Source organism: Salipiger bermudensis HTCC2601 (genome assembly GCF_000153725.1).
In the GTDB taxonomy this organism is placed as follows: domain Bacteria; phylum Pseudomonadota; class Alphaproteobacteria; order Rhodobacterales; family Rhodobacteraceae; genus Salipiger; species Salipiger bermudensis.
On sequence record NZ_DS022276.1, the window covers coordinates 2,617,876 to 2,629,676 of the forward strand.

12 protein-coding genes are annotated in these 11,801 nt (G+C 67.8%); 4 read left to right on the forward strand and 8 right to left on the reverse strand.

Going from position 1 to position 11,801, the window contains the following annotated elements; translation table 11 throughout:
- Window positions 1–216, forward strand: a 216-nt coding sequence (locus R2601_RS12395; RefSeq protein WP_007798833.1) for a TRAP transporter small permease subunit, incomplete at its 5' end; no start/stop codon positions are given.
- Complete coding sequence (locus R2601_RS12400) at window positions 209–1,600, forward strand: TRAP transporter large permease (RefSeq protein ID WP_007798836.1); 1,392 nt, start codon at window positions 209–211, stop codon at window positions 1,598–1,600. The genes R2601_RS12395 and R2601_RS12400, both read left to right, overlap by 8 nt.
- Before the next feature lie 82 nt (window positions 1,601–1,682).
- Here R2601_RS12400 and R2601_RS12405 read toward each other — a convergent pair whose 3' ends face one another.
- The 7 genes from R2601_RS12405 to R2601_RS12435 form a co-directional block, all read right to left on the reverse strand.
- Entirely contained in the window at window positions 1,683–1,985 is a 303-nt protein-coding gene (locus R2601_RS12405; protein ID WP_040544667.1) for an SH3 domain-containing protein, read from the reverse strand.
- Between the two features lie 167 nt (window positions 1,986–2,152).
- Complete coding sequence (locus R2601_RS12410; protein WP_007798846.1) at window positions 2,153–3,061, reverse strand: N-carbamoyl-D-amino-acid hydrolase; 909 nt, start codon at window positions 3,059–3,061, stop codon at window positions 2,153–2,155.
- Window positions 3,058–4,287: a M20 family metallo-hydrolase gene (locus R2601_RS12415; protein WP_007798849.1), complete on the reverse strand. Its 1,230-nt coding sequence runs from the start codon at window positions 4,285–4,287 to the stop codon at window positions 3,058–3,060. Before R2601_RS12415 ends, R2601_RS12410 begins: the two co-directional genes overlap by 4 nt.
- Window positions 4,284–5,525 carry a diaminopropionate ammonia-lyase gene (locus tag R2601_RS12420; RefSeq protein WP_007798852.1) on the reverse strand — a complete coding sequence of 414 codons (1,242 nt, stop codon included), beginning with the start codon at window positions 5,523–5,525 and terminating at the stop codon, window positions 4,284–4,286. Before R2601_RS12420 ends, R2601_RS12415 begins: the two co-directional genes overlap by 4 nt.
- Window positions 5,526–5,618: 93 nt before the next feature.
- On the reverse strand, window positions 5,619–6,647 hold the full coding sequence (locus R2601_RS12425; RefSeq protein WP_007798855.1) for a TRAP transporter substrate-binding protein: 1,029 nt from the start codon (window positions 6,645–6,647) through the stop codon (window positions 5,619–5,621).
- 33 nt (window positions 6,648–6,680) lie between these two features.
- Window positions 6,681–7,964: a TRAP transporter large permease gene (locus R2601_RS12430; RefSeq protein WP_007798858.1), complete on the reverse strand. Its 1,284-nt coding sequence runs from the start codon at window positions 7,962–7,964 to the stop codon at window positions 6,681–6,683.
- A 2-nt stretch (window positions 7,965–7,966) separates the two neighbouring features.
- Entirely contained in the window at window positions 7,967–8,461 is a 495-nt protein-coding gene (locus tag R2601_RS12435; protein WP_007798860.1) for a TRAP transporter small permease, read from the reverse strand.
- Between the two features lie 154 nt (window positions 8,462–8,615).
- Between R2601_RS12435 and R2601_RS12440 the strand changes: the two genes are divergently transcribed.
- Window positions 8,616–9,473: a MurR/RpiR family transcriptional regulator gene (locus R2601_RS12440; protein WP_007798862.1), complete on the forward strand. Its 858-nt coding sequence runs from the start codon at window positions 8,616–8,618 to the stop codon at window positions 9,471–9,473.
- Between the two features lie 79 nt (window positions 9,474–9,552).
- Window positions 9,553–10,464, forward strand: coding sequence for an AEC family transporter (locus R2601_RS12445; protein ID WP_007798864.1), 912 nt, complete (start codon window positions 9,553–9,555; stop codon window positions 10,462–10,464).
- Window positions 10,465–10,472: 8 nt separating this feature from the next.
- Here R2601_RS12445 and R2601_RS12450 read toward each other — a convergent pair whose 3' ends face one another.
- Window positions 10,473–11,645, reverse strand: coding sequence for an ROK family transcriptional regulator (locus R2601_RS12450; RefSeq protein ID WP_007798878.1), 1,173 nt, complete (start codon window positions 11,643–11,645; stop codon window positions 10,473–10,475).
- Window positions 11,646–11,801: the final 156 nt, after the last annotated feature.

Genomic DNA, 11,801 nt, shown 5'->3' on the forward strand with positions numbered 1-11,801 from the left:
GGTCGTCGACAGGTCTGGCTGCTGCTGACCGCCGGCATGGCGCTGTTTCTCGCCTACTGGATGGTGTTCGGCATGCTCGAGACCCGCGACGACAGCGCCGTGACCTCGGTACTCAACTGGCCGGTCTGGCCGTTCTACATCCCCGGCATCGCGTCGATGGTCCTCTGGGCCCTCGTCGCCCTCGCCCAGATCCGCGGCGAGGTGCGCCATGCTTGATCCCATCACCGTCGGCGTGCTCGGCCTCGCCGTCCTGTTCCTGCTGCTGATCCTGCGCATGCCCGTGGGCATCGCGATGATCGTGGTGGGCATCGGCGGCACCTGGGTGCTGAGCCTCTTCGTGCCCTTCGTGCGCTTCGTGCCATATATCCGGCAGTTCAAGTCGCTGCTGTGGGAAAACGTCGCCAACTACGACCTCTCGGTGGTGCCCCTCTTCGTGCTGATGGGCTACATCGCCGCCGAGGCGCGGCTGTCGTCGGACCTGTTCAAGGGGCTCGAGGCGCTGCTGTCGCGGCTGCGCGGCGGCGTCGCCATGGCGGCTGTCGCCGCCTGTGGCGGATTCGGCGCGGTCTGCGGCTCGTCGCTGGCCACAGCCGCCACCATGGGCAAGGTCGCCCTGCCCGAGCTCCGCAAGCTCGGCTACGATCCCCGGCTCGCCTCGGGCGCGCTGGCGGCGGGCGGCACGCTGGGCATCCTGATCCCGCCCTCGGTGGCGCTGGTGATCTATGCCATCATCGTCGAGGGCTCGATCCTCAAGATGTTCCAGGCCGCAGTGATCCCCGGCATGATGGCGGTGCTGGGCTTCATCCTCGTGATCGCGGTCTCGGTGAAACTGAACCCTTCGCTCGCCCCCGAGCCCAAGCCGATGGAGCGCGCCGAGCGCCGCGTGGCGCTGCGCCGGCTGATCCCGGTGCTGGCGATCTTCGGCTCGATCATCCTCGGCCTCGGCTTCGGCCTCTTCACCCCGACGCCCGCCGCCTCGATCGGTGTGTTCGCGATCACAGTCTACGGCCTCGTCCTGCGCTGGGTCACCGGCGAGGGGCTGGGCCTTGCCGGGCTAGTGCGCGCGGTGCGCTCGACCGCGATCACCGCCGGCATGATCTACCTGATCCTGTTCGGCGCCGAAGTGCTGAAAGGCTTCTTCACCCGTACCGGCCTGCCGCAGGCGCTGAGCGAATGGGCCGCCACCAGCGGGCTCGACCCGATGCTGGTGCTGGTCATCATGCTGGTGATCTTCGTGGTCCTCGGCTGCTTCATGGAAAGCCTCGCGATGATCCTCGTGGTGGTGCCGTTCTTCTGGCCGACGCTGATCGCGCTCAACGGCGGCGATTTCGCCACCGCCGACACCGCCGCCTTCGGCATGGACAATGACAGCCTGAAGATCTGGTTCGGGATATTGGCGCTGATCGTGGTCGAGCTGGGGCTGATCACCCCGCCGGTGGGGCTCAACGTGTTCATCATCGCCTCGCTGGCGCAGAACACGAGGATGGCGACGGTGTTCCGCGGCGTGATGCCGTTCCTCGGCGCCGAGGTGATCCGGGTGGCGATCCTGCTGATGATCCCGGCTCTGACGCTCCTGGTGCCGCGCTGGCTCGGCGGCTGATCCTCCGCGCGCAGGACAGACCCCGCAAACGAGAAAGGGGCGCCCCCGGTGGCGCCCCTTGTCTTTTTGAAGCGGCCGGTCCTCAGAGCTCGCGCAGGTAGGCCCAGGAGGCGTAGCCGCGCAGGCCCCGCGCCTTGTCGAGCGAGATCTCGCACCAGCGGGTGCTGCCGGTCTGGGTGCAGTCGTAAATCCGCACCACGGTGCCGTTGGGCAGGCCGAGGATCACGTCAAAGCCGGTGCCCGGCCCGCCGCGCATCTTCAGCATGTCGCCGTCGGGCACGCCGAAGACCTCGAAGCGGTCGCGCAGGCCCGCGCCTGCCGGTTGGGTTATGAGAAGGGCCGCCGTCATGCCTGCCGCAAGCGCCCTGAACCATGATCCGCGCATGGCTGTCTCCTGTCTGTCTGCTCTTGTTGTCTTTCGCAGCAGTCTACCCTGTCGGGGACGAAAACGGAACGGATTGATGACATGGTGGGCACGGGCGGCGCAGCCTTACCCCCCTCCGCCCCCAAGACGGCGCCGCGCATCGCTCGGATGCCCGCGGCACAAGCGCCCTATTTCGGCGCCGTGATCAGCGCGTAATCCTGTGGCTCGCGGTGCAGGGCGAAGTTGAACACGTTGGCGCGGATCTCGGTGCAGCGGTCGAGGTCGATCTCGGCGCTGATCACCTCGTCGCCGGAGGTCACGCAACGCGCCACGATCTCGCCGGTGGGCGCCACGATGACACTGCCGCCGATCAGCTCGCTGCCCTCCTCCACGCCGGCCTTCGCCACCGCCACCGCCCAGAGCCCGTTCTGGTAGCAGCCCGCCTGCACCGACAACTCGTTGTGGAAATACTGCAGGTGATCGTGCTCGGGCGCCGGCGGGTAATGCAGCGGCGTGTTGTAGCCCAGCACCACCAGCTCCGCCCCGCCAAGTCCCAGCATGCGCCAAGTCTCGGGCCAGCGGCGATCGTTGCAGATGCACATGCCGAGCTTGCCACCGAAGGCATCAAAGACCGGGAAGCCCATGTCGCCCTTCTCGAAATAGCGTTTCTCGAGATGCTGGAACGGGCGCCATTCCTCGTTCTCGAAATGGCCCGGGAGGTGGATCTTGCGGTACTTGCCGACGATCTCGCCCTGGCCCGAAACGAGGATCGCGGTGTTGAAATGCCGCCCCTCGGGCGTCAGCTCGGCATAGCCCAGGTGAAAGCCGATCTTCAGCTCGCGGGCCAGATCGAAGAGCGGTTTGACCTCGCCGTTGGGCATCTCGGTCTCGAACCATTGGTCGATCTCGGCCGCGTCCTGCATGTACCAGCGCGGGAAGAAGGTGGTGAGCGCCAGCTCGGGGAACACCACCAGCGCGGCGCCGCGCGCATGGGCGCTGCGCATCATCGCGCACATTCGCGCCACCGCCGAGGCGCGCGGCTCGTCCCTTGCGATCGGTCCCATCTGCGCTGCCGCGACGACAAATTTCCGGCTCATGCTCTAGCTCCTGCCAGCGTGCAGACGAGATCGAGCAGGAGCTGGGCCCCCGCCGCCAGATCGTCCGGATCGCTATGTTCCTTGATATTGTGGCTCAGCCCGTTCTCGGAGGGCACGAAGATCATCGCCGTGGGGCAGAGCGCCGCGAACATCTGTGCGTCGTGACCGGCGCCCGAGGGCATGCGTTTCACGCTCATCTGACGCGCCTGCGCCGCCGCCTCGACCTTGTCGACGAGCCCCCCGTCGAAGACCACCGGCGCGAAGCGCGCCATCTCGCGGATCGAGACCGCGCAGCCTGCCTCGGCTGCGACCGCCTGCGCGAAGGCCGTCAGGCGCGCGGTGGCGGCCTCGAGCACGGCGCCGTCGGTGTTGCGCAGATCGACCGTCAGCCGCGCGGTCTCGGGCACCACGTTGACGAGCCCCGGCGACAGCTCGAACACGCCCACGGTGGCCACCTGCGGCGGGCCGTTCCCGGCGGCGATGGCATCGGCCTCGCGGGCGATGCGCATCGCGACCTGGCCTGCGTCGCGGCGCAGCGCCATCGGGGTGGTGCCGGCGTGATTGGTCTGGCCGGTGACGGTGAACTCGGTCCAGTGGATGCCCTGCACGCCGGTGACCGCACCGATGCGGACGCCCTCCTGTTCGAGCACCGGCCCCTGTTCGATATGCAGCTCGAGATAGGCCGCCGGGATCACCGGCGCATCGCTGCCGCGATAGCCGATGCGATCGAGCTCCTCGCCCACCACGCCCATGCCATCGGTGGCGGTGACGGCGAGCATCTCGCCCTGATCGAGCGCGCCGCAATAGACGCCGGAGCCCATCATGTCGGGGGCAAAGCGCGCGCCCTCTTCGTTGGTGAAGGCGGCAACGGCGATGGGCGCCTCGGTGGCAGTGCCACGGTCGTTCAGCGTCTCGACCATCTCGAGCCCGGCCAGCACGCCGAGCGCGCCGTCATAGAGCCCGCCGGTGGCGACGGAGTCGATATGCGAGCCGACCATCACCGGGGCACCCGCGCCCTGCCCGGCGCGGATGCCCCAGATATTGCCGATGGCATCGATATGCACGGCCATCCCCAGCCGCTCCATCTCGGCCACCAGCCAATCGCGCCCCGCTTTGTCGGCGTCGGTGAGTGCAAGCCGGCACACGCCGCCGCCCTCGAACGCTCCGATCTGTCCGAGCGTCGTCAGCCGCCTAAGCAGGCGCACGCCGTCGATCTCGGGCGTCATGCGGCCGCCCCGCGGACCTCGGCGGCGCTCATGCCCACAAGCTCCTCGTACAGGGCCGCGTCGGTGTCGCCCTCGGTGCCGAAGATCAGCACACGCGAAGACGCGTCGAGCCCCAGCGCCGCGCGCGCCTCTTCGTCGCCCATCGCGGCGGCAAGGCCAGCGAGGCCCGCGACGGCGGATTCCCCGGCCACGATCGCCGGATCATCGCCCTCGGGCTTTGCCAGCCGCTTCATCTCGGCCACCGCCGAGGCATCGGTCAGGGCCATCACCGCGTCGCCGTGATCGCGCAAGATCTCCCAGGCCAGCGCCGAGACCTCGCCGCAGGCCAGCCCCGCCATCAGCGTGTCGAGATCGCCCTCGACCGCCGTGGGCGTGCCCGCGCGCATGGTCTCGAGCCAGCAGGCCGACTGATCGGGATCGCAGAGCACGATGGTCGGCCGCGCCGCGCCGTAGCGGCGCACCGCCTGCGCCGCCACCGCCGCGGCCATGCCGCCGACGCCGGTCTGCAGGAACACGTGGGTGGGCGGCTCGGAGAGCGCATCATAGGCCTCGGCCGCCATCACCTCGTAGCCCTGCATCACGTCCTTGGGGATCTCCATGTAGCCCTCGTAGGAGGTGTCGGAGACCACGAACCAGCCCTCGCTTGTGGCGGTCTCCTGCGCCTCGCGCACGCTGTCGTCGTAATTGCCCGCACAGCGGCGCACCTCGGCGCCATAGGCCTCGATGGCGGCCTTGCGCCCCTCCGAGACCGTAGCATGGATGAAGATCACGCAGGCGCAGCCGAAATTCTGCGCCCCCCACGCGACCGAGCGGCCATGGTTGCCGTCGGTGGCGCAGCAGACGGTGATCTTGGCGGCCTCGTCCGGGTGGGCGACCTGCGTCACCTCGGCCATCGAGACCTCGCGGCCCAGCGCCTCACCGATCTTGCGGGCCAGCAGCCGCGCCACTGCGTAGGCCCCGCCCAGCGCCTTGAAGCTGCCAAGGCCGAAGCGCGTGGCCTCGTCCTTGTAGCGCAGCTCTGCCACGCCGAGCCTTGCCGCCAGCGCCGGCAGCGCGTGCAGCTTGGTCTCGGCGTGGCCGGGCCATCCCGATATCGTCTCACGCGCCAGCGCAAGCCCCGCGTCGGACAGGATCGCATCCTGCTCCGTCGTCCAGGGTTTGTCATGCTCCGCGAGTGGGTTAAGGCACAAAGTGAAAGCGGCATCGGTGCCTGCGCCGCGCGTGAGATCGGGTGTCATCGGTGGTCCTTGGGGTCTTTCATGTCATCCTCAGGATGCGCGTTTCTGCCGGGACGCGAAAGGGACAGCACGCCCCGGCAGAGGGTTTGTCGATCAGAAGTCGGTCTTCTCCTCCTCGATCGACGACAGCATCGCCTCGAGCATCGCGGTGCCCTCGGCGCCGTAATTTTCCTCGATCAGCGCGCGCACGGCGGGCTGGGCGGCCTCGGCGAACTTGGCCTGCTCCTCGGGGGTGACGACGTTCACCTCCATCTTGGCGGCGAGCGCCGGCAGGCCCTTCTCGGAAGCCTCGATCACCCGGCTCATCGAGCGGCCCGCGTCGGTGGCGACATCGGCAGCCCATTTCACCAGGTACTGATCCTCTTCCGACAGCGAGCCGAGGAACTCGGCGTTCATCGTCCAGATGTAGGGGGTGATCAGGTGGTTGGTGATCGAGAGATACTGCTGCACCTCGTCGAACTTGGCGAAGGCGATGATCGGCACCGGGTTCATCTGGCCGTCGGCGACGCCGGTCTGCAGCGCGGTGTAGACCTCGGCCCAGGGCAGCGGGGTCGGCTGGCCGCCCAGCGACGAGATCATCGCCTCGTGGGTCGGCAGCGTCATGGTGCGGATCTTGAGCCCGTCCATGTCCTCGACCGAGGCGATCGGGCGGACGCTGTCGGTGAAGGCGAAGAAACCGCCGCTATCGAGCAGACCCAGCACCTCGAGACCCGTCTTCTCCTCAAGGTCGGCGACGAAGGCCTCGCCAAAGCTGCTGTCAGTGTCGATCACCTTGGAGGCGACGCCGATATTCGGGAAGGCGAAGGGAATGTCGAACACGCCGACCAGCGGGTAATGCTGCGCCATTCCGCCCGAGGACGAGATGGTCGATTCAACGAGGCCCGAGCGCACCTGCTCGATCACTTCGTTGTCCTTGCCGAGCTGACCGTTGGGGAAGAGCTGCACCTCGATGCGGCCATTCGAGTTCGACTCGACGAGGCTCTTGAACACCGCGCCCATGGCGCCGGAATGCGAGGCAAACGGATCCTCGGGGTTCAGGTGCGCGAGGCGGATGGTGACGTCCTGCGCCATGGCGCCGGTCGCCATGAGCGCCGCGATGGCGGTGGTTGCAAGAAACTTCATGTGTTGGCTCCCTTGGTTGGAAATCGCGCGGGTTCAGAGCCCGAGCAGTCTTGGTATGAAAAGCGTGAGGTCGGACCAGTAGGCGACGACCAGAAGGATGGTCACTTCGGCAAGGATGAACGGCCAGAGCTCGCGGGTGATCGCCTCGACCTTCTCGCCGGTGACCGAGGCCAGCACGAAGAGGCAGGCGCCCACCGGGGGTGTCATCAGCGAGATGTTGAGCGCGAGGATGATCATGATGCCCGCATGCACCGGCTCCATCCCGATCTGCACCGTGAGCGGCGCCAGCACCGGGGCGAGAATGATCAGCGTGGCGTTGATGTCCATCACCAGCCCGATGACCAGCAGCAGCAGCAGGATCAGGCCGATGATCACCATCGGGTTGTCGGAGATGCTGAGCATGCCCTCGGCGATGGCCTGCGGGATGCGGTTGAAGGTCATCCACCAGCCAAGGATCGAGGCTGAGGCGATGATCAGGAAGATCACCCCGGTGATCCGCGTGGTGCGCACCGCGACCTCGTAGAGATCGCGCCAGCTCAGCGCCCGGTAGACCAGCCCGCCGACCACGAGCGCGTAGGCCACGGCGATGGCCGCCGCCTCGGTGGGGGTGGCGAATCCGCCCAAGATGGCGCCGAGGATGAAGACCGGAAGCAGCGCGGCGAGAAAGCCCTCCTTGAGCGCGGCGCCCACGAGCCGCAGGCTCGGACGCCCTTCGCCCTTGGGCAGGCCCTTGCGGCGCGCGGTGAGCGCGATCACGGTCATGCAGATGGCGCAGATCAGCAGCCCCGGGAGGATGCCGGCGGCAAACAGCCCGGCGATCGAGACGCCCATGATCGAGCCGTAGATGATCGCCAGCGTCGAGGGCGGGATGGTCGGCCCGATGATCGAGCCGGCGGCGGTCACCGCGCAGGCATAGGGGCGCGAGTAGCCCCCCTTGACCATCGCCGGCACCAGCGTGTTGCCGAAGGCGGCGCTGTCGGCGGTGGCCGAGCCGGTGAGCCCGGCAAACATGACCGAGGCCACCATGTTGGAATGGGCCATGCCGCCGCGCATCCAGCCGACCAGCGCATCGGCCAGCCGCACCAGCCCCATGGTGATGCCCGAGCGGTTCATGATCTCGCCGGCGAGGATGAAGAACGGCATGGCGAGGAAGGGAAACAGGTCGAGCCCGGCAAACATCCGGTCCGGCACCATCTGCATGAAGCGCGGCCCCATATCGATGATGCCCACCACGCCTGCGACACCGATGGCAAAGCCCACCGGCAGACCGAAGGCGAGAAGCCCGAAAAACGCGACCGCGACCATCAACGCACCCATGCTCAGATCTCCTCGTCCATAGGGGGAAGGCTCGCGCCGGTGCTCTTCGGCGCGCGCTCGGCAAAGGCATCGTGAATGCCCACCAGAAGCAGTTGCAGGCAGGCCATCAGGGCCGCCAGAGGCACCCCCATGAAGGGCCAGCCCTTGGGGATCTGGTAGATCATCGTCAGCCGCGAGAAGCCCTTCACCGCGAAGCCGATGCCGTAGAAGAACAGCGCCGCAAAGAAAGCGAAGGCGATCACGTCGAAGGCGATGGCAAGCCAGCGCCGCACCGGCGCCGGCAGGCGCGAGAAGATGAATTCGACGCCGATATGCTCGCGGTGGGCGATGCCCGACGACACAGCCAGCAGCGCCATCCAGATCATCAGGTAGCGCGCCAGCTCTTCGGTGAAGGTCAGCGGCAGCGGGATCACGTAGCGCACCAGCACGCCAAGCCAGACGTCGAGCACCAGCAGCACCAGCAGCGCCACGCAGACACGCTCCACGAGCCAGTTCACCCGCAGGCTCAGATCCCTCGCCCTGGCTGAAATTTGCGACACGCTGCCCCCGACTCGTTTGCGTTGCGACCTCCTAATCGAAAATCCTCTTTCTTATTTCTGACAATAGTGAAAAACTATTTTCACATCCAAAACCCGTGAGACGCCCATCGCAATGCCTACGAAGACAGCAGACGCCGGCTCGGCCCCAATCTCCCGCCGCGTTCACGAGGCCTATGGCAGCCTGCCGGACGGGGAACGCCGCATCGCCGACGTCCTGCTCGGCAATCCCGGCGAGCTTGCGATGCTGACAGCGACCGAGCTGGCGGCGGCGGCCGGGGTCTCGAACGCCACGGTGAGCCGGTTCTTCCGGCGGCTGGGCTACGAGAGCTTCGAACAGGCGAAGCGGCAGGCGCGACGCCTGCGCGAGACCGGCTCGCCGCTCTATACCGGCAGCGCCACGCCCGCGAGCAAGCGCATCTCGGACCTGCTCCAGAGCGAGGTCACAGTGCTGGAAAGCACCCTCACCCGGCTCAACCCGGTCACCCTGCGCGAGATCGTCGAGGCCATGGCCACCGCCCCGCGCATCCGCACGCTGGGCTATCGCAACAGCCATTTCCTCGCACAATACGTCACCGCCCAGCTCGGCCAGATCCGCCGCGCCGTCTCGCCGCTGCTGCTGCCGGGCCAGACCCAGGCCGAGGGCATCGCGCTGATGGACAAGGGCGATCTGGCGGTGGTGATCGGCCTGCGCCGGCGACCCGCGGGCTTCACGTCGGTGGTGCAGGAGATCTCAAGGCGCGGCGCGCGCATCCTGCTGATCACCGACAAGACCATCCGCGAGGCACCGGCCCACGCCACCTGGACCATCGATTGCCAGGTCGAGACGGCGCAGTATTCCGATGCGTATTCCGGCGCGCTGGCGGTGTTGCGCCTGCTCGCGGTCGAGACCCGGCGGGCGCTTGGCGAGGCCGGGCAGACCTACCTCGAAGAGGTCGAGGCGCTCCGCGAGCGGCTGCAGGAGCTCGAGTAGCCGCCCGCCACTGGTCTCGCGCGCAGCGCTCCTGTAGAGGCGAAGCACCACACGCCTCAACCGCGACGGGATCTCCGCCTTGCTCCTCCTCACGATCTGGCCGCTCTTCGCTTTGATCTGCCTTGGGTTCCTGCTCGCACGGGCGGGCTTTCCCGACCGGGCCTTCTGGCCCGCCGCAGAGCGGATAAACTATTTCGTGCTGTTCCCGGCACTGCTCGTGGCCAACCTCGTCGACGCGCCGGTGCGTGACCCGGCGATCCTGCGGCTTGGCGGCGCGATGGTGGCCACGACCTGCATCGCGGCGCTGGTGATGACCCTCCTGCGCAATACCGTGATGCAGGCCCCCGCGGCCCGCTTCGGCCCGGCGCTTCAGGGCGTGGTGCGCTTCAACACCTATCTCGGCCTTGCCATCACCGCGAGCCTTGCGGGCAGCGAGGGGCTCGAGCGCGCGGCGGTGCTGCTGGCCGTGGGGGTGCCGCTGGTCAACGTGCTCTCGATCATCGCGCTGTCGGAGGCCAGCGTTCTGCGCCACCCGCTGCCACTCTTGAAAACCATGGCGCGGAATCCGCTGATCCTGGGCTGCGTCGTGGGCATCGCGCTGGCGCTGGCAGGGACCGGCCTGCCCTTCGGCTCAAAGCGGGTGCTGGAGTTTCTCGCGCAGGCCAGCCTGCCGCTGGGCCTGCTCTGCGTCGGCGCGGCACTTCAACCCAAGGCGATCCGGAGCGACGTGGCGGCGCTGGCGGGCCCCTCGCTGCTGCGGCTCATGGCGATGCCGGCGCTCGGCGCGGGGGTCGCCATGATCTTCGGGCTGGACGGGGTCGAGGCGCTGGTATTGGTGGTGTTCATGGCGATCCCCACCGCCCCCACCGCCTACGTGCTGACCCGACAGCTTGGCGGCGACGGCACGCTCATGGCGGGGCTCGTGACGCTGCAGACGCTGGCGGCGGTGCTCACCATCCCCTTGATGCTCTGGCTGCTCGGGTTCGCCTGAGGCGCCCCCTACTGGAAGAAGTACTGCGCGTAGATCGGCGCACAGCCGGCGCCCAGTGCCCGTGCATTCGCGCCGACCAGCGCCGCCTCGGGGCGTGGCGGCACCATGCCCCGCGTGTCGAGTTTTTCGAGCTCCTCGCGGGTGCGTTCGACCAGCCGGTGGCGTACGTCCGCCGGGAACGCACCGTCGATCAGGATGGCCTCGAAATCCATCACCGAGCCGATCGAGCGCGTGGCATGGGCCAGCGCCTTCCCGGTGGCGCCGATCCATTCGCTCAGCATCGGCTCGTAGTCGCGCCAGTCCTGCGGCATCTCCCACATCGCCGCCGCATCGCCGCCGGCCTCCACGATGGCCGCCTCGAGCAGGTAGAGCGAGGCCGCGTCAATCAACTGCAGCTCGCCGCCCTCCGGCCCCGGCACCCGCAGCGAGCCGAAGGCGCCGGCGTTGTGATGCGCGCCCGCCGCGACGCCGGAGTTCAGCACCACCCCGCCACCGATGAACGATCCGATGAAGACATGGGCGTAATCGGTGAACTCGCGCCCCCGCCCGAAGATGTGCTCGGCCCGGCAAGCGGCGGTGCCATCGTTCTCGACGAAAAGCGGCAGCGGGCTGACCCGCCCCACCTCCTCGACGAAATCGATGTCGCGCCAGACGGTGAAATCCTGCGGTGCGCCCAGCACCTCGGTCCAGCTCCAGATTTCGGAGGGTGCAGCGATGCCGATGCCGCAGAGGCGCTCGCGCTGGTAGGGCGTGAGCCCCGCGCCGAGGCGCTGCATCTCGCGGTCGAGATAGCCGAAGATCAGGTCGGGCATCGGGTAGCGATAGGTTATCTGCGACGCGTCGAGCACCTCGCCCATGATGTTCATCACCACCAGATCCGCCGAACGCCGCCCGATCTTCAGCCCGAAGGTCAGCGCCGCGTCGGGATCGAGCGCCATCGGCACCGAGGGCTTTCCCACCCTGCCCCGCTGCGGCTCACCGCGCAGCAGGAACCCCTCGGCCTCGAGCTTGCGCAGGATGTTCGAGACGGTCTGCGCCGAAAGGCCCGTGTGCTTGGCGAGGTCGCTTCCGGGCAGTGCACCGTTGCGCTGGATCATCGAAAGGATCAGCCGCTCGTTGTGCGCGCGCACGCCCGTCAGGTTGGCCCCGTTGCTGAGCCTGTGGATCTCGCTCCCATCCATGTCCTGTCCTCCTGCCATGCCGAAATCTACGCTCGGCAGGTTAATAAATCAATTCGAATTATTTATTGACCGGATCCCGGAATCGCTGTTATCCCTAACGCCAATCCGTCGGAGGGCGGAGAGTTCAGCGGTGCCAAGCGACATCGGCGCCGCCTC